At 63.6% G+C, this 20,207-nt stretch carries 23 protein-coding genes and 1 tRNA gene; 13 read left to right on the forward strand and 11 right to left on the reverse strand.

Annotated features, from left to right (window positions below):
• Positions 1-43 precede the first annotated feature (43 nt).
• The 3 genes from AC4FWB_RS22640 to tkt form a co-directional block, all read right to left on the reverse strand.
• On the reverse strand, positions 44-1,933 hold the full coding sequence (locus AC4FWB_RS22640) for a potassium/proton antiporter (protein ID WP_491028463.1): 1,890 nt from the start codon (positions 1,931-1,933) through the stop codon (positions 44-46).
• Positions 1,934-2,361: 428 nt separating this feature from the next.
• Positions 2,362-3,372, reverse strand: a complete 1,011-nt coding sequence (gap, locus tag AC4FWB_RS22645) for a type I glyceraldehyde-3-phosphate dehydrogenase (RefSeq protein WP_059189937.1) — start codon at positions 3,370-3,372, stop codon at positions 2,362-2,364.
• A 210-nt stretch (positions 3,373-3,582) separates the two neighbouring features.
• Positions 3,583-5,574 carry a transketolase gene (gene tkt, locus AC4FWB_RS22650; protein ID WP_491028464.1) on the reverse strand — a complete coding sequence of 664 codons (1,992 nt, stop codon included), beginning with the start codon at positions 5,572-5,574 and terminating at the stop codon, positions 3,583-3,585.
• Positions 5,575-5,835: 261 nt separating this feature from the next.
• On the opposite strand from tkt, the gene AC4FWB_RS22655 reads away from it, so the two are divergent.
• The 3 genes from AC4FWB_RS22655 to AC4FWB_RS22665 all read left to right on the forward strand — a co-directional run bounded on the left by AC4FWB_RS22655 (position 5,836) and on the right by AC4FWB_RS22665 (position 7,332).
• Positions 5,836-6,108, forward strand: coding sequence for a DUF4164 domain-containing protein (locus AC4FWB_RS22655; protein ID WP_040973690.1), 273 nt, complete (start codon positions 5,836-5,838; stop codon positions 6,106-6,108).
• Positions 6,109-6,112: 4 nt separating this feature from the next.
• Positions 6,113-6,478, forward strand: a complete 366-nt coding sequence (locus AC4FWB_RS22660) for a cell division protein ZapA (protein ID WP_491028465.1) — start codon at positions 6,113-6,115, stop codon at positions 6,476-6,478.
• A gap of 194 nt (positions 6,479-6,672) precedes the next feature.
• The gene (locus tag AC4FWB_RS22665; protein WP_491028466.1) at positions 6,673-7,332 is read left to right on the forward strand and encodes a peroxiredoxin; all 660 of its coding nucleotides are present in this window, start codon (positions 6,673-6,675) and stop codon (positions 7,330-7,332) included.
• A gap of 206 nt (positions 7,333-7,538) precedes the next feature.
• On the opposite strand, the gene rpoH is transcribed toward AC4FWB_RS22665, so the two are convergent.
• The gene (rpoH, locus tag AC4FWB_RS22670) at positions 7,539-8,450 is read right to left on the reverse strand and encodes an RNA polymerase sigma factor RpoH (RefSeq protein ID WP_491028467.1); all 912 of its coding nucleotides are present in this window, start codon (positions 8,448-8,450) and stop codon (positions 7,539-7,541) included.
• A 210-nt stretch (positions 8,451-8,660) separates the two neighbouring features.
• Positions 8,661-9,716, reverse strand: a complete 1,056-nt coding sequence (locus AC4FWB_RS22675; RefSeq protein ID WP_491028468.1) for an RluA family pseudouridine synthase — start codon at positions 9,714-9,716, stop codon at positions 8,661-8,663.
• 26 nt (positions 9,717-9,742) lie between these two features.
• Between AC4FWB_RS22675 and AC4FWB_RS22680 the strand changes: the two genes are divergently transcribed.
• The 3 genes from AC4FWB_RS22680 (at position 9,743) to AC4FWB_RS22690 (ending at position 10,712) form a co-directional block, all read left to right on the forward strand.
• Entirely contained in the window at positions 9,743-10,126 is a 384-nt protein-coding gene (locus tag AC4FWB_RS22680; RefSeq protein ID WP_491028469.1) for a fimbrial protein, read from the forward strand.
• 11 nt (positions 10,127-10,137) lie between these two features.
• Positions 10,138-10,551, forward strand: a complete 414-nt coding sequence (locus tag AC4FWB_RS22685; RefSeq protein ID WP_491028470.1) for a VOC family protein — start codon at positions 10,138-10,140, stop codon at positions 10,549-10,551.
• Positions 10,552-10,637: 86 nt separating this feature from the next.
• Positions 10,638-10,712 (forward strand) — tRNA-Glu (locus AC4FWB_RS22690).
• 50 nt (positions 10,713-10,762) lie between these two features.
• Here the strand turns inward: AC4FWB_RS22690 and AC4FWB_RS22695 are convergent.
• The 4 genes from AC4FWB_RS22695 to AC4FWB_RS22710 all read right to left on the reverse strand — a co-directional run bounded on the left by AC4FWB_RS22695 (position 10,763) and on the right by AC4FWB_RS22710 (position 13,792).
• A complete protein-coding gene (locus tag AC4FWB_RS22695) occupies positions 10,763-10,990 on the reverse strand; it encodes a hypothetical protein (protein WP_491028471.1) in 228 nt (75 codons plus the stop codon).
• 86 nt (positions 10,991-11,076) lie between these two features.
• On the reverse strand, positions 11,077-11,565 hold the full coding sequence (locus tag AC4FWB_RS22700) for a P-loop NTPase family protein (protein ID WP_491028472.1): 489 nt from the start codon (positions 11,563-11,565) through the stop codon (positions 11,077-11,079).
• A 17-nt stretch (positions 11,566-11,582) separates the two neighbouring features.
• On the reverse strand, positions 11,583-13,445 hold the full coding sequence (locus AC4FWB_RS22705) for an OmpA family protein (RefSeq protein ID WP_491028473.1): 1,863 nt from the start codon (positions 13,443-13,445) through the stop codon (positions 11,583-11,585).
• Positions 13,442-13,792 carry a hypothetical protein gene (locus AC4FWB_RS22710; RefSeq protein ID WP_491028474.1) on the reverse strand — a complete coding sequence of 117 codons (351 nt, stop codon included), beginning with the start codon at positions 13,790-13,792 and terminating at the stop codon, positions 13,442-13,444. The genes AC4FWB_RS22705 and AC4FWB_RS22710 overlap by 4 nt, the downstream gene beginning before the upstream one ends.
• A 410-nt stretch (positions 13,793-14,202) precedes the next feature.
• On the opposite strand from AC4FWB_RS22710, the gene AC4FWB_RS22715 reads away from it, so the two are divergent.
• Positions 14,203-14,553 carry a YidB family protein gene (locus AC4FWB_RS22715; protein ID WP_491028475.1) on the forward strand — a complete coding sequence of 117 codons (351 nt, stop codon included), beginning with the start codon at positions 14,203-14,205 and terminating at the stop codon, positions 14,551-14,553.
• 104 nt (positions 14,554-14,657) lie between these two features.
• Positions 14,658-14,999 carry a DUF2853 family protein gene (locus AC4FWB_RS22720; RefSeq protein ID WP_491028476.1) on the forward strand — a complete coding sequence of 114 codons (342 nt, stop codon included), beginning with the start codon at positions 14,658-14,660 and terminating at the stop codon, positions 14,997-14,999.
• Between the two features lie 174 nt (positions 15,000-15,173).
• Here AC4FWB_RS22720 and AC4FWB_RS22725 read toward each other — a convergent pair whose 3' ends face one another.
• Together AC4FWB_RS22725 and AC4FWB_RS22730 are read right to left on the reverse strand one after the other, a co-directional pair.
• Positions 15,174-15,839, reverse strand: a complete 666-nt coding sequence (locus AC4FWB_RS22725) for a response regulator transcription factor (RefSeq protein ID WP_491028477.1) — start codon at positions 15,837-15,839, stop codon at positions 15,174-15,176.
• The gene (locus AC4FWB_RS22730) at positions 15,836-16,918 is read right to left on the reverse strand and encodes a sensor histidine kinase (RefSeq protein ID WP_491028478.1); all 1,083 of its coding nucleotides are present in this window, start codon (positions 16,916-16,918) and stop codon (positions 15,836-15,838) included. Before AC4FWB_RS22730 ends, AC4FWB_RS22725 begins: the two co-directional genes overlap by 4 nt.
• Before the next feature lie 260 nt (positions 16,919-17,178).
• Between AC4FWB_RS22730 and AC4FWB_RS22735 the strand changes: the two genes are divergently transcribed.
• From AC4FWB_RS22735 to tolA, 5 genes are all read left to right on the forward strand, one after another.
• Positions 17,179-17,352: a hypothetical protein gene (locus AC4FWB_RS22735; protein WP_491028479.1), complete on the forward strand. Its 174-nt coding sequence runs from the start codon at positions 17,179-17,181 to the stop codon at positions 17,350-17,352.
• Positions 17,349-17,774, forward strand: a complete 426-nt coding sequence (locus tag AC4FWB_RS22740) for a helix-turn-helix domain-containing protein (protein WP_491028480.1) — start codon at positions 17,349-17,351, stop codon at positions 17,772-17,774. The genes AC4FWB_RS22735 and AC4FWB_RS22740 overlap by 4 nt, the downstream gene beginning before the upstream one ends.
• 333 nt (positions 17,775-18,107) lie before the next feature.
• The gene (locus AC4FWB_RS22745) at positions 18,108-18,689 is read left to right on the forward strand and encodes a VOC family protein (protein ID WP_491028481.1); all 582 of its coding nucleotides are present in this window, start codon (positions 18,108-18,110) and stop codon (positions 18,687-18,689) included.
• Between the two features lie 22 nt (positions 18,690-18,711).
• Positions 18,712-19,557: a glutathione S-transferase family protein gene (locus AC4FWB_RS22750; RefSeq protein ID WP_491028482.1), complete on the forward strand. Its 846-nt coding sequence runs from the start codon at positions 18,712-18,714 to the stop codon at positions 19,555-19,557.
• 241 nt (positions 19,558-19,798) lie between these two features.
• On the forward strand, positions 19,799-20,167 hold the full coding sequence (tolA, locus tag AC4FWB_RS22755) for a cell envelope integrity protein TolA (RefSeq protein WP_491028483.1): 369 nt from the start codon (positions 19,799-19,801) through the stop codon (positions 20,165-20,167).
• The last annotated feature ends 40 nt before the right edge of the window (positions 20,168-20,207 follow it).

Raw genomic sequence — 20,207 nt, forward strand, 5'->3', positions numbered from 1 at the left:
CTGCATTGAAGCACGCGCGCAAAAATGATGTCGTTGTGTGACGTCAGCTTTCGCTTGCCGCTTTTTGCGCCACAGGATCGGGCGCGGGAGCGTCTTCGGCTGGGGCCTCCACGACAGGCGCTTCCGCCGGTTTGCGCCAGTTGCGGATGAAGGCAGCGAGGCGGTCGGCAATCTCGCCGGCGCTCAGGAAGACCGGCACCCGCGCCACCGGCGCGGTCGGCTCGAAGGACAGGCCAAGCCCGGTGATGCGACCCTTCTCATCGACATCGCGCACGATCAGCTCGATCGGGCCGATCATCACACGGTCGGCATATTCGGCATGGCCGCCGAGCCGCTCGGTGACTAGCGCTGCGACGGTGAGCTTCTGCTCGGCCTCGGTGAGGCCTGGCGCGTAGGCGGCTTCCAGCTCTCCCGCCGGGCGGGCCGGATCGACGGCGAAGGCGCCGAAGAAGTCGGCATCCTCAGGGTCGACCACGGCGCGACTGGCGAACAGCTTGTCGAGCAGGCGCGGATAGCGGTCCGGCACGAAGATATAGACCTGATCGCCGGCGGTCAGCCGGCCCATGTCCTGGAAGCGCATGGAGCGGCCGTCGCGCAGCACCAGCGAAGGCCTCGCCCAGCGCGGAATGCGCTCGCCGCGCGCCACCGGGCTGCCTGGCGCCACGCGATAGGCGAGCAGCTCGTGATGCGCCGAGCCCGGCAGCTCGAGCTCGACCTTGTCGAGCGGTCCGAGCCGCGCCGGCACGATCAGGCCAAGGCGGCGCGCCAGCGGTCCGACGGTCCAGCCCTGCACCACCAGCGACACAAGCACGATGATGAAGGCGACATTGAAGATGAGGCGGCCGTTCGCCAGCCCGCCGAGCAGAGGCGTGATGGCAAGCAGGATCGAGACGGCGCCGCGCAGGCCGACCCAGGAGACGAAGGCGACTTCCGGGCGCGGCAGCCGGAATGGGGTGAGGCAAAGCCAGACGGCTAAAGGCCGCGCCACGAAGATCAGGAACAGGCCGAGCAGAACAGCAGGCACCATGATCGCGGGGAACTGCGAGGGCGTGGCGAACAGGCCGAGGATCAGGAACATGATGATCTGCGCCAGCCACGACATGCCGTCCTGGAAGCGCTTGAGGATGGTGACGGCGCGGATGTCGGAATTGCCGGCGACGAGGCCGGCGAGATAGACGGCGAGGAAGCCGGAGCCGCCGACGGCGCCGGCTGCCGCGAACACCATCAGCGAGAGCGTCAGCACGAAGATCGGCAGCAGGCCGTGGTCGAGGTTCAGCCGCTCGACGAGGCGCACGATGGCAAAGCCGCCGAGCACGCCGATGACGGCGCCAAGCCCCATATTGATGACGAAGCCGAGCGCAAGGTTGGTGGCAAGAACATCCGCTTGCGGATTTGCGTTGGCCGCAATGATCTCGACCAAAGTGATGGTGAGGAAAATGGCGATCGGGTCGTTGGTGCCGGATTCGACCTCGAGCGTCGAACGTACGCGCTCGCGCAAATGGATCTCGCCGGCGCGCAGCAGGAAGAACACGGCGGCGGCGTCGGTCGAAGCGACGGCGGCGCCGAGCAGCGAGGATTCCAGCCAGCTGAGGTTGAGCAGATAAAAGGCGGCGACGCCGAAAATGCCGGTGGTGAGGATGACGCCGACGGTCGCCAGCGACAGCGCCGGCCCGGCCGCCTGGCGCAAGGCGTTGAGCGGCGTGCCGAAGCCGGAATCGAACAGGATGATGGCTAAAGCCAGTGAGCCGGCAAAGTAAGCCAGGCGTGCATTGTCGAATTCGATGCCGAGGCCGTCGACGCCGGTGGCGAGCCCGATGCAGAGGAAGAGGAGCAGCAGGGGGGCACCGAAGCGGAAGGCGATCAAGCTCGAAAACGCGGCGGCCACGACAAGCGCGGTGCCGACCAGCGTTACAAGATAGATCGCATGCTCCATCCGGAATCGCCCCTCACATCCCCGTCCCTCCCGCTTTACGGCAGAGTGGGGCGAAGACATGACCAGTGCAAGGCGGCAACGTGGTTTTTTGGCCCGGGCTGCCGATCCTTGGGCCCAAGAGGACGAAGAGGGAATGCCTTTCTTGTCGTCATCCTAGGGCGGAGCAAGGAGCGAAGCGACGCGCGCAGACCCTAGGATCCATTCCGTGACGCTAAGGCGTTGCAGCGGTTAAGAATTCTGCTCCGTTGCACCCTTCAGCGACCGTCACGGAATGGATCCTCGGGTCAAGCCCGAGGATGACGACCGGAAAAGGCATTTCGGCCATTCTCCACCGTCTACGATCCACTGACTGAAGGATACCACCAAGTGCCAAACGAAAAACGCCCGGCCAAGGCCGGGCGTCTTCATCCGTAAACCATGCCCTGAGATCAAGCGATGGTCTTGCCGAAGGCGACGGCGGTGTCGCCCATGCGGTTCGAGAAGCCCCACTCGTTGTCGTACCAGGACAGCACCGAAACGAAGTTGCCGTCCATAACCTTGGTCTGGTCGAGCGCCGCGATCGAGGAATGCGGATCGTGGTTGAAGTCGATCGAGACATTCGGGTGATGGGTGACCGAGAGGATGCCCTTCAGCTTGCCCTTGGAGGCGGCGATCAGCGCTTCGTTGATCTCCTGCGCGGTGGTCGAGCGCTTGGCGATGAACTTGAAGTCGACGACCGAGACGTTCGGGGTCGGCACGCGGATCGAGATGCCGTCGAGCTTGCCCTTGAGGTCGGGCAGCACCAGGCCGATCGCCTTGGCAGCACCCGTCGAGGTCGGGATCTGCGAGAGCGCCGCCGCGCGGGCGCGGTAGAGGTCCTTGTGCATGGTGTCCAGCGTCGGCTGGTCGCCGGTGTAGGAGTGGATCGTCGTCATCATGCCCTTCTCGATGCCGACGGTCTCGTGCAGCACGGCGGCCAGCGGCGCCAGGCAGTTGGTGGTGCAGGACGCGTTGGAGATGACGACGTGGTCCTTGGTCAGCTTGTCGTGGTTGATGCCGTAAACGACGGTGAGGTCGGCGCCTTCGGCCGGGGCCGAGACGATGACGCGCTTGGCGCCGGCGGTCAGATGCGCGGCGGCCTTGTCGCGGGCGGTGAAGATGCCGGTGCATTCGAGCGCGATGTCGATGCCGAGTTCCTTCCAGGGCAGCTGGGTCGGATCCTTGATGGCGGTGACCTTGAACTTCTCCTTGCCGACCGAAATCTGGTCGCCGTCGACCGTCACCTCATGCGGGAAGCGGCCATGCACGCTGTCGTAGCGGAGCAGATGCGCGTTGGTCTCGACCGGGCCGAGATCGTTGACGGCGACGACGTCGATGTCCTTGCGGCCGGATTCGTGGATCGCGCGCAGGATGTTGCGGCCGATGCGGCCAAATCCGTTGATGGCAACTCTGACGGTCATTTTTCTCTCCCTGAAGGGCTGGAAAAGCGGATGGGTCCCGCAGCTTCATAGCGGCGGGCGGCCAAAGAATCCAGCCGCCGAAATCCAAATTTAAATCGATTAGGTTGGTCCAGCCCGGCACAACCCCTTGAAAGGTTTCGTCCGACCGGGCCGTCCTGCTTCTATATGTCGCTCAAAACCGTCGTGCGCTTTTGAGCGACATGAAATGGCTCACCTGCCATGCAGGCGCGCTTCCACGGCCTTCGCGGCAGCTTCCGCGGTGATGCCGAAATGCGGATAGAGCTGCTCGATCGAGCCGGAAGCGCCGAAGCCGTGCATGCCGACGAAGATGCCGTCGGTGCCGATGAGATGGTCCCAGCCCTGGCGGATGCCGGCCTCGATCGCAACCTTGATCCTGGCGTTGCCGATCGTCTTCTTGCGATAGTCCTCGCTCTGCTGGTCGAACAGCTCGAGGCAGGGCACCGAGACGACGCGGGTCGGATGGCCATGCTTCTCGAGCAACTCGCGGGCACCAAGCGCGATCTCGACCTCGGAGCCGGTGGCGAAGATCGTCACCGCCGCCTCGCCATTTGCCGCGGCGAGCTCATAGGCGCCGAAGGCGCTGAGGTTCTTCTCGCTGAATTCGGTGCGCACGGTCGGCAGGTTCTGGCGGGTCAGCGCCAGGGTCGACGGCGTCTTTGCGGATTCCAGCGCCAACTGCCAGCATTCCGCCGTTTCGACCGCGTCGGCCGGACGGAACACATTGTGGTTCGGAATGGCGCGGAGCGCGGCCAGATGCTCGACCGGCTGGTGGGTCGGGCCGTCCTCGCCGAGGCCGATCGAGTCGTGCGTCATGACGAAGATCGAACGGATGCCCATCAGCGAGGCAAGGCGCATCGACGGGCGGGCGTAGTCGGAGAAGCACAGGAAGGTGCCGCCATAGGCGATCAGGCCACCATGCAGCGTCAAGCCGTTGATCGCCGCCGCCATGCCATGCTCGCGGATGCCGTAATGGACATAGCGCTGGCCGTAGTCGTCCGGCGTGATGTTCTTGGTCTGGCTGGTCTTGGTGTTGTTGGAGCCGGTAAGGTCGGCCGAGCCGCCGATGGTTTCGGGAACCGCGCCGTTGATCACTTCCAGCGCCATTTCCGACGACTTGCGGGTGGCGACCTTCGGCTTGTCGGCCGAGAGCTTCTTCTTGTAGTCGGCGATGACGGCATCGAAGTTGGACGGCAGCTTGCCGGCGAGGCGGCGCTCGAATTCGCCCTGCAGCTTGCCGTCGGCCCTGGCGAGGCGGCCCTCCCAGTCGGCGCGCGCCTTGGCGCCGACCTTGCCGGCGGCGCGCCAGGCGTCGAGGATGTCGGCCGGCACCTCGAAGGGCGGCGACTCCCAGTTGAAGAATTTGCGGGCCCCGGCGATTTCCTCGGCGCCGAGTGGCGAGCCGTGCGCCTTGTTGGTGCCGGCCTTGGTCGGGGCGCCGAAGCCGATCGTCGTCTTGCAGGCGATCATCGTCGGCTTGTCGGAATGGCGGGCAGCCTCGATGGCATAGGCGATCGCTTCCGGATCGGTGCCGTCGATGTGGCTGGCGTTCCAGCCGCTGGCCTGGAAGCGGGCGACCTGGTCGGTGTTGTCGGCGAGCGAGACCGGGCCGTCGATCGAGATGTTGTTGTTGTCCCAGAAGACGATCAGCTTGTTGAGCTTGAGGTGACCGGCAAGCGCGATGGCTTCCTGGGAAACGCCTTCCATCAGGCAGCCGTCGCCGGCCAGCACATAGGTGTAGTGGTTGACGAGGTCGTTGCCGAAGGCGGCGTTCATAATGCGCTCGCCGAGCGCGAAGCCAACCGAATTGGCGAGGCCCTGCCCGAGCGGGCCGGTGGTGGTCTCGATGCCGGCGGCATGGCCGTATTCGGGATGGCCGGCGGTCTTCGATCCGAGCTGCCGGAAATTCTTGATCTGGTCGATCGTCATGTCCTCATAGCCGGTGAGGTACAAGAGCGAGTAGAGCAGCATCGAGCCGTGGCCGGCCGACAGGATGAAACGGTCGCGGTCGGCCCAGTGCGGGGCCTTGGCGTCGAATTTCAGGAAGCGGGTGAACAGCACGGTGGCGATGTCGGCGCAGCCCATGGGCAGGCCGGGGTGACCCGAATTCGCCTTCTCGACGGCGTCCATGGAAAGGAAACGGATCGCATTGGCCATCCGATCATGTTGTTCACGCGAGGTCATGCTTCCTCCGGAGATAGGGGTTGGAGCCTTGGGAGAGCCCGTGGAAAGGGTGCGCGACACATAGCAGGCGCGGCCCTTGAGTCAACAAATCGGTGCTTTTTTGCCGGTCTTGTGAAGACGCCGGCGGCGCTACATTAGCGTTAGCAGGGGACAGTCGCGAGAGCTTTATTGACGCGCGCTTCACCCGGCGCCTAATCTTTCTGACATAACGCGTTCTGAACGCGAGCGATTCGGTGACGGGCAGGGCATAGGACGAAGGCCATGACCGGGGAAACGACCCTCAAAGAAGTCATCGCCAGGCTCGGCAAGGCCATGGAAGGGCTGGAAAACGCCGTGGCGGCGCGGCTCGAGCATGAGCGCGACTATTCCGAAGCCGAGGCCGAGGTGCAGCGCATGAACGCCGATCGTTCGCGGCTGGCGCAGGAGCTCGACAATTCCGAGGCCCGCGCCGAACGGCTGGAAGATGCCAACAAGGAAGTGTCGCGCCGGCTGGTGACCGCCATGGAAACCATCCGCGCGGTACTGGACAGGTAAGCCAATGGCACAGGTGACGGTTTCTATCGACGGCAAGCAGTACCGGATGGCTTGCGACGAGGGCCAGGAAGAGCACCTGATCGACCTTGCCGAGCGCTTCGACCGCTATGTCGCGCATCTGAAGGATTCCTTCGGCGAGATCGGCGACCAGCGGCTGACCGTCATGGCCGGCATCATGGTGATGGACGAGCTGTCGGAGATCAACAAGCGCGTCAAGGGCATGGAGAGCGAAGTGCTGACGTTGCGCAAGACGCGCGACGAGGCGCTGACCAAGGCCGACAAGAGCGACAGCGTGTTGACCACGGCGCTCGCGGCACTTGCCCAGCGCATGGAAGACCTGGCGACGACGCTGGCGGTGAAGAAAGCTTAAAGCGCGCCTCGTCCGGACCGCAGCGTCCATCGCGGAAATTCCTGCTGTCTTTTCCAGGAAAAGACGAAATTTTTCCGCCGCTTCGATCACGCTTGCAGACACAAGCCTTTTGAACCGGGCCGTCCGGCGGTATAGAAGGCTGAGCCGCCGCTGGGGTTGGCCCATGCCGGCGACATGTCACAGGGGAGCACGTCATGAGCCTTCGTATCAACGATATCGCGCCGGACTTCATAGCCGAGACCACGCAAGGGACGATTAATTTCCACCAGTGGATCGGTGACGGCTGGGCGGTGCTTTTCAGCCATCCAAAGAACTTCACGCCTGTCTGCACGACCGAGCTCGGCACGATGGCCGGGCTGGAAGGCGACTTCAAGAAGCGCAACGTCAAGATCATCGGCATTTCCGTCGACCCGGTGTCGAGCCACGACAAGTGGCAGGCCGACATCAAGACCGCCACCGGCCAAACGGTGAATTACCCGCTGATCGGCGACAAGGACCTCAAGGTCGCCAAGCTTTACGAGATGCTGCCGGCGGGCGCCGGCGAGAGCTCGGAGGGCCGCACGCCGGCCGACAATGCCACCGTGCGCTCGGTCTACGTCATCGGCCCCGACAAGAAGATCAAGCTGGTGCTGACCTATCCGATGACCACGGGCCGTAACTTCGACGAGATCCTGCGCGTCATCGATTCCATCCAGCTGACGGCCAAGCACCAGGTGGCCACGCCGGCGAACTGGAAGCAGGGCGAGGACGTCATCATCACCGCCGCCGTCTCCAACGAGGACGCCATCAAGCGCTTCGGCGCGTTTGAGACGGTGCTGCCGTATCTGCGCAAGACCAAGCAGCCTTCGGCTTAGGGCGAGCTGATATTCAGGTGATGCCGGCCTGCAAATGGCGGCTTCCTGCGCTTCCGGTGCTCACGTACTTGAAGTACGCTCCGCTCCGGTTCTCGGAAGCCACCATTTTCGGCTCGGCCTGACCTGAATCTCAACCCGCCCTACCAGCCAAGCGAAAAAAAGGCGGCGCCGAAGCACCGCCTTTTTTCTATTCCATTTGGAGCTTGTTAAGCCGCCGGCTGCGCTTCGATGGTGCGCAGCGCCTGGGCCTGGCGCTTGGCCGCGGCCTTGACTGCGTCCTGCACCTTCTCGAAGGCGCGCACCTCGATCTGGCGCACGCGCTCGCGGCTGATGTCGAACTCGGCCGACAGCTCTTCCAGTGTCAGCGGCTCTTCGGCCAGGCGACGCGCCTCGAAGATGCGCCGCTCGCGATCGTTGAGCACCGACAGGGCGCCCGCCAGCATGGCGCGCCGGCTTTCCAGCTCGTCCTGCTCGATCAGCATCTCTTCCTGGCTTTCGTGGTCGTCGACCAGCCAGTCCTGCCATTCGCCGGACTCGCCCTCGCTCGCCCTGATCGGGGCGTTCAGCGAAGCGTCGCCCGACAGGCGGCGGTTCATCGACACCACCTCCGCCTCGGACACGTTGAGGCGCGTGGCGATCTCGGCGATCTGGTCGGGCTTCAAATCGCCGTCGTCGAGCGCCTGGATTCTGCCCTTCACCTTGCGCAGGTTGAAGAACAGGCGCTTCTGGTTGGCGGTGGTGCCCATTTTGACCAGGCTCCACGAGCGCAGGATGTATTCCTGGATCGAGGCCTTGATCCACCACATAGCGTAGGTGGCGAGCCGGAAACCACGCTCCGGTTCGAATTTCTTCACGGCCTGCATGAGGCCGACATTGCCTTCCGAGATCACCTCGCCGATCGGCAGGCCGTAGCCGCGATAGCCCATGGCGATCTTGGCGACGAGCCGCAAGTGGCTGGTGACGAGCTTGTGCGCGGCGGAAGTGTCCTGATGCTCGGCATAACGCTTGGCGAGCATGTACTCTTCCTGCGGCTGCAACATCGGAAAGCGACGGATTTCTTCCAGATAACGGGCGAGACCGCCTTCACCGGACACGATACTGGGTAGTGACTGGGCCATGATAGCGCCCCCTCTCTCTTGGAGTGATGCCCCCGTAACGCGGCGGGCATGTGACGCGAATGCCAATCGGCTCATCCGCGGCAACTGCTGTATATAGGAACAAAACCAGAAAGGACAGGCATTTGTTCAACACGAAACAGTGTGTCACGCTAAAGTGAACAACGCCAGTCAGGTTTTTTGATGGCTGGTTTGAAGCGTCTTGAAGGCGGCTCAGAGTTTGCGGAAACCGCCGACGACTTCCTCCATGTCCCTCGGCATCGGCGCCTCGAACCTCATCGTTAGATGGGTAGTCGGGTGGCGGAATTCAAGGAGCCAGGCGTGGAGCGCCTGCCGGGAAAATCCAGCGACCTCGCTTTTCAGCGGCTCTGGCAGCCGGTTGGCCTTGGTGCGGAAGGCCTGGCCGTAGTCCGGATCGCCGATCACTGGATGGCCGATATGCGCCATGTGAACCCTGATCTGGTGCGTGCGGCCGGTCTCCAGCCGGCATTCGACCAGACTTGCGGTGGCGAAAGCCTTCTGCCCTTCGCCGAAGCGTTCGACCACGTTGAAATGGGTGACAGCGTGGCGGGCGTCGTCGCGGCCTTCGGGAACCACGGCGCGGCGGACGCGGTCAGCGGCGCGGCCGAGCGCGGCGTCGACGGTGCCGCTCGGCCGCTGCGGAATGCCCCAGACCAGCGCCAGATAGGCGCGCTCGAGATCGCCGGTGCGGCCATGGTCGGCGAAGGCCTCCGACAACGCCTTGTGGGCGCGGTCGGTCTTGGCCACCACCATGACGCCGCTGGTTTCCTTGTCCAACCGGTGCACGATGCCCGGCCGCCTGACGCCGCCGATGCCGGAGAGGCTGTCGCCGCAATGGTGGATCAGCGCGTTGACTAGCGTGCCGGTCCAATTGCCGGCGCCGGGATGGACGACCAGCCCCGCCGGCTTGTTGATGACGATCAGCTCGTCGTCCTCGTAAAGGATGTCGAGAGGAATGGCCTCGCCCTGCGGCTCGGCAGGCTCCGGTTCCGGCATGACGACCGACACGCGCTCGCCGGCCGCCATCTTGCGCTTGGCCTCCTCGACCGGCTTGCCGGCGATCGAGACCGCGCCCTGCTTGATCAGGGCCTGCACGCGGCTGCGTGAAATATCGGGGCCGAGCCTGGCGGCCAGCCACTGGTCGAGGCGCTGGCCGGCGGCTTCCGTTCCGGCTTCCAGAACGACCGCTTCGCCTGCCGTCGACTCATCCCCTATCAAAATCGGGGTGTCTTCGTTATGAGCGCTCATCGAAACCCGTTGCGGATTGTTTAGCCATGGCCAGGCCGATCGCCGAAGAAGATGAGGAAAAGCCGCTCGACCCCGCGGCCGAGAAAGTGCGCCGGAAGCTCATCCGCTTCATGATCGTCAATCTCGGCCTACTGTTCCTCGCCCTTATGGTGGTGATCGGAGCGCTTGTCTACAAAGCCCGCAATGCGCCGGTTGCCGGATCGGCACCCGCCGACGATGTCCGGGCTCCGGCCGGGGCGCCGCTCAGCGGCGACATCGTGCTGCCGGTCGGCGCCAAGGTGGTCAGCCAGGCGCTGTCCGGCAACCGACTGTCGATCGATGCCGAGCTTGTCGACGGCAGCCGTTCCATCTTCGTCTACGATATTGCCGAGCGCCGCATGATCGGCCAGTTCGCGATCCGCAACAAATGAGTCCGCAACAAATGACCGGCTTCGCCGAAAACCGCAGCATCGCGACGGTGGCGCTGGTCGTCGGGAATTATGACGAGGCGATTGCCTGGTATGTCGAGCGGCTGGGCTTTGTGCTGACCGACGATGTCGACCTCGGCGGCGGCAAGCGCTGGGTGACGGTCACGCCGGCAAACGGGCAGGGCGCGCGGCTGTTGCTTGCGGAGGCTTCCGGCGAGACGCAGGCGAGCCGTATCGGCGACCAGACCGGCGGCCGGGTGTTTCTGTTCCTCGAAACGGACGACTTTGCGCGCGACCACCAGGCGATGCTTGGCCGCGGCGTCGAGTTCCGCGAAGCGCCGCGCTTTGAGCCCTACGGAACGGTGGCGGTGTTTGCCGATCTCTACGGCAATCTCTGGGACCTGATTGAGCCGAAACGCCAGGGTTAACCAAAGGCATTCCGCAAAGTCTGCGGACAGTCCGAAACCCCAGTTGCTTTTTCGCGGCCTTCATCCTATGTAGCCGGTTCTTGAGCGCGCCCATCGTCTAGCGGTCAGGACACCGCCCTCTCACGGCGGTAACAGGGGTTCGATTCCCCTTGGGCGTACCATCCCTTTACAGGATCCGTAGGCTGCCGGCGCTAAACCTAAGCGTCCAAGCTTATGTGCCGGCTTCGGTCCTTTCACGGGACGCTTGCTCCAACAACCGGGATAGGTGTTGGAGGTGCATCGATTGGGCGTCTTCGAGCAATTGCAGAAAGTTGGCCGCCTTCCCTCGCGGCAACCGACAGCGTTTTAGCGCGGCGATGCGCGCGCGCTGGCGCTTGATGTGCCGCTCGGCTTGCAGAACGTGCCGTTCCGCCATTTGGATGTCGTCGGCCAGTGCCATGAGCCGTAAACGGTCGGACGGGCAGGGGTTCCGTTGGGGAAGGCGCCATCTGAAAAACGCGGTCCCATGACTGGAGCCGATCGAGGCTAAAGCTGCCGGCGGCGGATCGTTTCGGCGAGCTCAGCGAACGCGTCGACAATTCCCGTGCCGCTCTTGGCGCTCACGAATTTGACGCTCGACCGCGCGATCTGACCGATCTGTTCGGCGCTTCCGGGGGCTTCGGCGAGATCGATCTTGTTGACGAGGGCCCGATATGGCCTGCCCGGAAACCTCGTCTCGAAATTGCGGGCCAGTTCGACCATGCGCGTCACGGTTTGCGGGCGCGTCACGTCCGACACGACAATCGCAGCCGAGGCGCCGGTAACGTAGACGGTGTCGAAAATACGCATGCCGAAATCGCCGTCCGTGTCCCAGAGCACGAGGCGCGTCGCTTCGTCCCCGCGAACCGGATCGGCGGGAACGTCGTAGCTTAGAACCTCGACGCCGAGCGTGGATTTGTATTCACCGTCGAAGCGGTCGTGCACGAGGCGGTACATGATCGACGTCTTGCCCACCCCCATGTCGCCAAGCAGCATGACCTTCGCGCTAAACATCACTGGAGGCGCTCGGCTCGAAAGACGGTTTCGAAGGTGACCCGGCGGTTTCCTTCGCTCGGCACGTCGGAGATGGGCAACGAGGACGATCGCGAAACCACAAACAGTCGCGAAGGCTCGATGCCGAGCGAAACCAGCTTCCGCACCACCTGGTCGGCCCTTTTGCGACCAACAACCCGATTGAAGGAATCCGTTCCTGTATCGTCGGCGTGGCCGACGACACGGATTCTCAGATCGTTGCCCGCAAGAAGCGCGGCCAGATCGCGGATCTGTCGGTCTGCTTCTTTGTCGTCGGCAAAAGCGTCCGCATCGCCAAAGAAGACTGCCGTCGAGGCCATGAAGCGGCCGAGCCGCTCGGCGGGGCTGTCGGCTATCGATTGCAGGGCGTCGTATTGCTGGTTCCTGGACTTGGCTTCCTCGGCGATCGCTGCGCGGATATCGTCGACGCGCGCTTGCAGCCCGGCAAGGGATTGCAGCTCTTGCGCGCTCGGCCCGCGCGTCTCATCGATGCGAGCCTGCAGGTCGGCGAGAGACTGTTGCTGCCCGGTGATCGCCTTGCCCGTTTCGCCGGCGGACTTCTGCAAGCCGGCAAGGGATTGCTGCAACTCAGCGACTGCCTTCCGGTTCTCATCGATGCTCGCCTGGACGCCAGCCAGGGATTGCCGCACGGCGTCGATATCGGCGCGCAATGCGGCCGACTGTTCCATTCCCGGCACGACGCCGATCCGTTCGACGACCCGGTATGGGGCGGCGGCCTTGGTCAAGGCGTCGACCAGCGGCGCCACCTGCACCTGACTTGGCTCTATGCCGGAGACCGACACGCTGCGATTGCCATGGTCGAAGTCCAGCCGCAGCGGGAAAGATTTGAGCAGCGGTTCTTGGCCGACAAGTTCCTGCAGCGCATCATTCGTCCGCCGCTCCAGCATCGTGCGGGTCAGGTAGACGCTCGCCAGCCATGCCAGCCCGGCGGCGGCGAGAGCCGCGAGCACGAGCAGGACGACCTTTCCGCCTCGGCGCGGCTTCCTGTCTGAGGCAGGATCGGCTTCGATGGAGGAGGCCAGCGACGCCAGCATGGCAGCGTCGCAGTCGCCATCCATGCTGTCGATCGTGTCGAAGAAAAGCGAATTGATCCTGGCGTCGTCGGCCGGGCGCAGGGGACCGATGCACTCCGCCGCCAGGATGAACCGGGGCGAGGCGCGAAGCACGATCTCCCGTCCGCCGAAATCGAGCTTCTCAAGGTTGCCCTCGCCCGCGAGCGCCTGAACGGAAAATTCCAGGATCGCCGCGACCATGGCGCTCAGCAGGTCGGCCCGCTCGTCGGAAATCTCTTCGCGCTTCCAGTCCGCGACGAGGCGTCCGTTGCCGCGCTCGATCATCAGCAGCCGGTTGACGCGCGGCGGGCTGGCGTTCGCCAGAACGAACTCGCTGATCGGGCGGCCGGTCGCCAGCGACTTGATGCGCCCGATCCACAGCTCCGTCGATGTCAGGGCGTTGAGGCGCTGCTCCAGCCGCGCGACAAGTTCCTTGAAGGCGTTTGCCACGGCCGCGCTGACCAGCCGGCCGGTGATCGGGTAGAGCGCATCGACCATGAGGTCGCGTGAATTCTTGATCTCGCTCCGGATCGCGGAGACCACCGATGGCGCGATGACGTTCGCCAGTTCGCGCGGCCGGCTGACTTCCGCGCGTTCGAGCGCGGCGACCAGTATGTCGGCGGTTGCCGCTTCGAGCCGATCCGGTGCGCCTATATATTGCTGGAGGAGAGCGACATCCGCTCCCAGCGCCTCGAGACGCGCCGCCTCCGGTTGAAAGAGCAAGGTCTTGAGCTGCTCGATCTCGCGGTTCTGGCCGCCGGCGGACGTCATCTTCCCGTGGCGGATCCCAGCCTGGTTATGGTTGCGCCAAGCTCCGAAATCGCGGCGCCGATATCCCTGTGCGATGCCAGCCGTTTCTGCTCGGTGTCCTGCTCAAGCTCCTGCAGCCGGGTTTGCAGCGCTGCGACCTCCTTGGCGAAGTCCGCTTGCAGCTCCTTGAGCGAGGCCTGCATCTCCTCCCGCAGACCGGCAAGGTTGCTCTCGATCGATCGCTGCGCGCCCCCGAACAGGAGGTTGCGGACCTGATCGATGGTCGCCTCGGGATGGATTGTCGCTTCCGATCCGTTGGCGGAAGCGGCTCCGCCCGTGGCTTTTCCAGCTTGCTCGGCGCCTTTCATGGTCATTCCCCGGTTAGTCTTGCACTACTGACACTGTCACGACCGTTATATCAAATCCTAATTCACATGACAGACAATTGACTTGGTGCTGATCGCAGGGCTGTCACAGATCGAGTGTGGCATTCGCGTCGAGCCATATCCATCGTCACGTACCGCAATGACGGGACTCATGCCAGCCGCATCTCCATTCCAGACCGATCAGGCTGGCTGCCTGCTCCGCAGCGGCTGGAAAGGCGTGCCAAGAACGATGCCTCGTTAAGTAGGTGCGATCCGGCCGGCAGCGAACATGACTTTCGTCATCTTCGGTCCTGACCTTCGTCAGATGTCGCAACCTCACGAAACCTCCTAGACCGGCACTGGCTGAAACGTTGCGCAACGGCGAGCGTGATTTTCGACGGGAGGTTTTCTCGATGGGATTTCTGGACAGTCTGCAAAGCGCATTGCAGGGCGGGCAGCAGAGCGGCGGCTCGAACCTCCTGGCCGATGCGCTGGCCAGCGTCGGCGGATACCAGGGCGTGCTCGCCATGCTGCAGAAGTCAGGTCTCGGCGACCGCGTCGAATCCTGGCTGAGCACCAACTCCGCAAACCTCCCGATCGCACCCGACGAGATCAAGGCGGCGCTTGGCGATCCGCATCTTCAGCAACTGGCGACCCAGTTCGGGATTCCGCTCGATCAGGTGGCCAGCGTGCTGGCGCAGCACCTTCCGGCGGCCGTCGATCAGGCCAGCCCAGATGGCGTGCTTGCGACGCGCGCTAGCTGACGCCTGAGGGCAGCGAGACAGATCGAGACGAAACTTCGCGGCAACCGTGCCGCGCGGCTCGACAGCAACGTCGCCGTCGAGCCGGGAGCGAGAAAGGCAAGAGCGTGAGCAAGCAAGACGAACTGATCAGCAAATATGCGGCGGACCTGAGAGTGAAGTGCGGCCTTACGGCGGATATGGATCTTCTGACGAAGGTCACGAAGGGCTGCGGTCCGGCGATCTACGACAAGGATGCGTCCACCGTTTCGGCCTCGGACAAGGAGGAGATGGAACGGGTCAAGAAGAACTTTCTCATCCATAGGCTGGGACTGACGGCCGACGCCGGTCTGGACGCGGGACTCGCCAAGGTCATCGACCAGTACGGCCGGGCCAATCGCAACAAACATCGCGCGGTCTTCTACTATCTGCTGGTCAAGCATTTCAGGCGTGAGAGCGCATTTGCCTGACTGCGGAAACGGGCGAATGGGTTAAAGGACACGGGGATGCTGAAAGAGCTCTGCCCGCGGCTTCCCCCACCCCGAAGCCGCGGGCTCATTTTTGGTTTGGATGTCGATTCGCATCGCGCCGACGCGGGACGAGCTGCGAAGACGCGCAACACGCGCCCATTCTGGAAAGTTTGTTCAAGTTATCGTTTTTATGGCCAGCTCGGTCCGATTCCTGGCGCCGCACTTCTCCAGGATCGTGCTCACGTAATTCTTGATCGTACCCTCGGCCAAATGCAGTTGCGCGCCGATTTCGCCGTTGCTCTTGCCTTCGATGATCAGCTTGAGAATTTCATTTTCACGCGCGGTCAGATCGTCGCGAACCGACGCGCTCATCGGCGCGTGCCGCGGACGCAACCGCTTGAACTCTTCGAGAATTCGCGCGGCAACGCCCGGTGAGAGCGCGGATTGGCCTTTCGCCACCGTGCGGATCGTCGTTGCGATCTCATCGATCCTGGCGTCCTTCAAAAGATATGCCCTGGCGCCCGCGCTGACGGCTTCGAAAATCAGGTCGTTGGTTTCGAAAGTGGTCAGGACGACGATCGAGGTCGCTGGAAACTCGCGCAGGATCCGCTGGGTTGCCGTGACACCGTCAACACGCGGCATTTGCAGATCCATCAAAATGACGTCCGGCCGATAGCGGCGCGCAAACTCGATCGCCTGCTCGCCGTCGGCGGCACCGCCGACGATTTCGAAGTCATCATTCTGCTGGCCAAGAAGCGTGGCAAGACCTTCCCGGATCAAGGTCTGATCCTCGGCGATCAGCACGCGTATCCTTTCGGGTTGACGGTGCGGATCGGTCATCTTTTCGAGGTCCCTACGGCTCCATGCCCGGTCTCCATCGCCTGCGCGGTCAAGGGAAGCGATACCCGAACCAGCGTGCCCGCACCGGGCGAGCTCTCCACCGTGCATTCTCCTGCCGCGAGCTCGGCAAATTCGGCCATGCCGATCAGCCCGAAATGCCCCGGCCTGGAAGTCGCCCGGTCAAAGCCGCGTCCGTCGTCCCGGATATCGACGAGGAGCCTCTCACCGGCTTCAGTTCCCTCCACTGTCGCATCAAACCGGACCTGCCGCGCCTTCGCGTGCGCCTCGATGTTGCGCAGGGCCTCGCCGACGATGCGCTGAAGCGTCGTGGCGTGGTCCTGCAACGCGATGCGGGCTTCATCGTCGATGCGCACGGAGAGTTCGGCGCCGGTCTGCCGCGCGAAGTCCGAAAGCATCCCCTCGACATCCGAACCCAGCTCCAGCTCGTCGGGCATCCTCAGCCGGGCGATGGCGTCGCGTGCCCGTGCCAGGCCGTTGATCGCCGCTTCCTCGGCAATCGCGAGCCCGTCCGAAACGCGGGCAGGGTCGGTCGCCAGAAAATGCCGCGTCAACCGGATCTGCGTCAGCAGCGCGATGATCGAATGCACGAGCGTGTCGTGGAGGTCGCGCGCCAGGCGAAGCCGCGTCCGGGCAAGCGAGGCGAAGCGCACTTCGGAGCTGGCCGCCTCGAGCTGCTGCTCCATCAGGCGGCGGGCGCGCCGCTCGCTTTCGAACATGATCTCGGCCTGGCGCGCCGTGAAGTCGGGCATCGCGATCACGACGTAGCGCGATTGATCGCTGTTCCACAGGACAACCGCCGTCACCGGACGATCGAGCCCGGGCAGTTCCGCCCGCACGCCCGACAAGGCGATGAGATCGCGGCGTCCCTCGGACAGCGCGGCCATTTCGGCCTCCATCCCCACCAGCAGCGGGCACAGACAGCAGTCCGCTCCGACGGCCGGAAGCCAATCGACCAGGTGTCCTACCTTCTGCTGAACCGTCCTGTCGGCCCGCAAAACGGCAAGCCCTATGACATCGGCTTGCGCGGCCGGCAATAATTCTGTGCCGAGATCGATCATTCGCTACCACAGCCAGCCACGGGACACGGCCCTTCCACTTTGACGTAAGCCCGAACCGGCCGCAAACGAATATGACTTTCGTCATCATCGCCGGTGACTTTCGCCAGATGTCTTTCCCCAACCAACGGAACTAGATCGGAAGCCATCAACATCGGCAACCTGTTGGTGCGCTTTCGAAATGACTCATCCGGCCCGCTGCCGCAACGAGTCTGATCGAGGGAAGGTCGGTTGCCGCGATTTGAGCATTGGGAAAAGGAACCGTGGACGTGGAAACGGTTTCGGCGGCTGCCGGTCAGCTTTCAGATATTAGCGGTTCTGGCCGTATCGGCACTGTTGTCGATACTGCTTCTGATCTTGGTGCTTTTGGCTTTCAAGCATTCCGAATTCGCACCCTGAACCGCGGCGCCGACCAAGCTGGTGGTCGACAGGCATGAAACTCAACGTGCAATTCATCAGGCATCCAGGCTCCCGGGAGCGCATGGTCGTTTTGCCGGAATCCCAGTTCCGCATGCTGAAGCGAACGGCGCTGGCGAGCTTGACCGACCTCGGCGACCTGGCCCACAACGGCACTTTGCCAAGGCGCGTCCTGGACAAGATCGCCGATGGCGAGAATCCGGTTCGCGCCATCAGGATTCTGCGCGGCCTGAGCGGAAGGCAACTCGCGGCCCAGGCGGGGATAACGCCCAGCATGCTGTCGCAGATAGAGCGCAGCGGAAAGACAGCCTCCACCAAGACCCTCAAGGTCATCGCACGCATTCTGGATGTGCCTCTGGACGTCATTTCGCCGGATCTGTCCGCCGGAGCCCGGGACATGCTGGGAGATACCAGCAGGCCGGTAGCCTGGATCTTGACCTGAAAAGACCCCTGCGCGGAGCCCTCGAAGCACCAAAGCGCGTCGCGTTGAAACGGATTCAGGCGACGCGCTTTAAAGTCTTTGTTTTGATGCATGTCGTTGCCCCGGAACCGCTGCACACTTCTTGGCGACATGCATTAGCGCTTCTGGCGCAACGCCTCGGATTGAATTAGCATCCGTGCATCGAAGCTCCGGCCGCATTCCTGCAGGATGCGGAATGCGGAGCGCAGGGGAGCGAAGCCGGGGCGGCGATCACGTGCCGAGCGCTGATCAAAATGCGACTGGGCATCTGAAACGCCTCCGGCGGCACGGCGCGGCGTGTCCGGGAGGAGCCAGATGCAAAAACTACAATCGCAAGGCGTCCATCACATCACGCTGGTTGGCGCCGATCGCCAGACCTCGATCGATTTCTGGGAAGGCGTGCTTGGCATGCCCTTCATCTTCGAGCAGCCCAATCTCGACAAGGCGAGCGAAAGCCACCTCTATTTCGACCCCGGCGACGGCCGGCTGATCACGGTCTTCACCGATGAGAGCCGCGAGGCGGTCAAGCGGCGCACGCCGACCGATATTGGCTGCGTCCATCACATCGCGTTCTCGGTGTCGCGGGTGACCTTCCTGCAGGCGGTCGCCCGGCTCGACGAGCGCGCCATCAAGCACAGCGGCGTCAAGGATCGCGGCTTCATGGATTCGATCTATTTCGAGGATCCGCTCGGCCTTTTGATCGAGCTCGCCTCCTACCGCTTCGAGCCGCCGGCCGGTTTCACCCATGCCGACGTGCTGATGGCGGCGCACAAGATCCGCGTCGCGCGCGGCGACTACAACATCGCCGAGGTGCACCTTGCCGACGCCATCCAGGCGCTGGTCGAGCGATCGCGCGAAACATTGTCCGAGGACCGGGCGGCGAAGAATCCATACTGAACAGGTCAGAGGGAGGACCAAGATGGCAAAGGCAGCCACAAAAGGAACCAAGAAGGTAACGGCCAAACCAGCAGCGAGGCCGGCGGCGAAAGCCGCGGCAAAGGCCATGCCCAAAGCGACGGCGAGGGCCGCGCCTAAAGCGACGGCAAAAGCCAAGGCGAAGCCGGCCAAGAAACCTGGCGTGAAACTCAGCATGCTGAGGCCGAGCGTCAACAACATGACGGTCAGGGTGTTCACGCGCGCGGCCGGGCTCGACCATTCCGAGACCGACGCCTGGGGCCTGACGCGCACGCCCGAGTTTTTGGCGCGCAACCCGGCGCATCTGACGCCGATGATCGAGGACAAAGGTCTTCCCAGGGGCGTGCTTTGGGAAAGCTGCGCCATCATGCAGTATCTCGCCAACAAGCACGGACTCGACAAGTTCTATCCGAAGGCGCCGGCCAAGCGGGCAATGGTCGACAGCGCCATGTTCTACCTGGTCGGCACGCTCTATCCCTATGTGGCTAGAGCCACCTATCCGGCGCTCGGCTTTCCGCAATATGCCGGCGAGGTCGGCCACAGCGACGCCCATCCCGACAAGAAATCGGAGGCACAGAAGGCGGCTGCCGCAGCAATCGCCGAGCCGCTGGAGGTGTTTCACTCCTTCTTCAGGGACGGCAAGCCCTTCATCGGCGGGGCCAACCCGTCGATCGCCGATATCCGCCTGGCGGCGACGCTCGAGTTCCTGGCCGTCATCGACTACACGCTGCCCAAATGGGCGAAGGACTACATGGCCGCGATCGAGAAGAAGCTCGGCAAGGCCTATGCGGAGCCGGCCGGCGACGTGCGCGGCTACATCGCTCACGTGAAGGCGCAGGCCGCGGCTTAGACCATATGGGATTAGGGATTCGTTAACCAAAGCCCTGTCTAGTATACAGGTCCTCGCTGCGACCACGGATGTACTGGCGCGATGCAGAGGCTAGGGAAAGGTCGGCTCAATGCCGGCCTTTTGCTTTTACGGCGACGGCCGTGCCGGCATCACGACAACCCGGGTTGAAATCCTATTGTCATCCTCCTCGTTGATCGTACCATGCCGTCAGGCGGACGGGCGAAAGCGAGGAGGACCAGCGATGAGAGGCACGGCAAGATATCCGGCGATTGTCGGCGCGCTGCTGGCGCTGCCCCTTCCGGCGAATGCCGCGTCGCTCAACACCATGAATGAGGTCGGCACCGCCCTGCAGGCCTGCTGGACTCCGCCTGCCGATTCCGGAACTGCCTCGGTCACTTTGAGCTTCAGCTTCAAGCGCGACGGCACGCTGATCGGCCCGCCGAAGCCGACAGCCATCAAGGTCAGCGGCGATGACAAGGCGCGTCAGGCCTATGTCGACGCGGCGACCGCCGCCCTGCGAAACTGCCTGCCGCTCAGCTTTTCGCCGGCACTCGCCAAGGGAATTCCGGGAACGGTCTTTACGCTTCAGTTCAATTCGCCGAGGCAATAGCAAGCGCCGAAGCTTATCTCGACGCACAAGCTTCGTGGCG

This window comes from Mesorhizobium sp. LEGMi-168a, assembly GCF_058312955.1.

What these genes read in the sequence shown, in the direction of transcription:
- AC4FWB_RS22660 (WP_491028465.1), top strand. Translation starts at nt 6,113, where the DNA reads ATGGCACAGGTGACGGTTTCTATCGACGGCAAGCAGTACCGGATGGCT.
- AC4FWB_RS22640 (WP_491028463.1), bottom strand. Translation starts at nt 1,933, where the DNA reads ATGGAGCATGCGATCTATCTTGTAACGCTGGTCGGCACCGCGCTTGTC.
- AC4FWB_RS22685 (WP_491028470.1), top strand. Translation starts at nt 10,138, where the DNA reads ATGACCGGCTTCGCCGAAAACCGCAGCATCGCGACGGTGGCGCTGGTC.
- AC4FWB_RS22680 (WP_491028469.1), top strand. Translation starts at nt 9,743, where the DNA reads ATGGCCAGGCCGATCGCCGAAGAAGATGAGGAAAAGCCGCTCGACCCC.
- AC4FWB_RS22675 (WP_491028468.1), bottom strand. Translation starts at nt 9,716, where the DNA reads ATGAGCGCTCATAACGAAGACACCCCGATTTTGATAGGGGATGAGTCG.
- AC4FWB_RS22745 (WP_491028481.1), top strand. Translation starts at nt 18,108, where the DNA reads ATGCAAAAACTACAATCGCAAGGCGTCCATCACATCACGCTGGTTGGC.
- tkt (WP_491028464.1), bottom strand. Translation starts at nt 5,574, where the DNA reads ATGACCTCGCGTGAACAACATGATCGGATGGCCAATGCGATCCGTTTC.
- AC4FWB_RS22655 (WP_040973690.1), top strand. Translation starts at nt 5,836, where the DNA reads ATGACCGGGGAAACGACCCTCAAAGAAGTCATCGCCAGGCTCGGCAAG.
- tolA (WP_491028483.1), top strand. Translation starts at nt 19,799, where the DNA reads ATGAGAGGCACGGCAAGATATCCGGCGATTGTCGGCGCGCTGCTGGCG.
- AC4FWB_RS22750 (WP_491028482.1), top strand. Translation starts at nt 18,712, where the DNA reads ATGGCAAAGGCAGCCACAAAAGGAACCAAGAAGGTAACGGCCAAACCA.
- AC4FWB_RS22705 (WP_491028473.1), bottom strand. Translation starts at nt 13,445, where the DNA reads ATGACGTCCGCCGGCGGCCAGAACCGCGAGATCGAGCAGCTCAAGACC.
- AC4FWB_RS22730 (WP_491028478.1), bottom strand. Translation starts at nt 16,918, where the DNA reads ATGATCGATCTCGGCACAGAATTATTGCCGGCCGCGCAAGCCGATGTC.
- AC4FWB_RS22710 (WP_491028474.1), bottom strand. Translation starts at nt 13,792, where the DNA reads ATGAAAGGCGCCGAGCAAGCTGGAAAAGCCACGGGCGGAGCCGCTTCC.
- AC4FWB_RS22740 (WP_491028480.1), top strand. Translation starts at nt 17,349, where the DNA reads ATGAAACTCAACGTGCAATTCATCAGGCATCCAGGCTCCCGGGAGCGC.
- AC4FWB_RS22695 (WP_491028471.1), bottom strand. Translation starts at nt 10,990, where the DNA reads ATGGCACTGGCCGACGACATCCAAATGGCGGAACGGCACGTTCTGCAA.
- AC4FWB_RS22665 (WP_491028466.1), top strand. Translation starts at nt 6,673, where the DNA reads ATGAGCCTTCGTATCAACGATATCGCGCCGGACTTCATAGCCGAGACC.
- AC4FWB_RS22725 (WP_491028477.1), bottom strand. Translation starts at nt 15,839, where the DNA reads ATGACCGATCCGCACCGTCAACCCGAAAGGATACGCGTGCTGATCGCC.
- AC4FWB_RS22715 (WP_491028475.1), top strand. Translation starts at nt 14,203, where the DNA reads ATGGGATTTCTGGACAGTCTGCAAAGCGCATTGCAGGGCGGGCAGCAG.
- rpoH (WP_491028467.1), bottom strand. Translation starts at nt 8,450, where the DNA reads ATGGCCCAGTCACTACCCAGTATCGTGTCCGGTGAAGGCGGTCTCGCC.
- AC4FWB_RS22700 (WP_491028472.1), bottom strand. Translation starts at nt 11,565, where the DNA reads ATGCTGCTTGGCGACATGGGGGTGGGCAAGACGTCGATCATGTACCGC.
- gap (WP_059189937.1), bottom strand. Translation starts at nt 3,372, where the DNA reads ATGACCGTCAGAGTTGCCATCAACGGATTTGGCCGCATCGGCCGCAAC.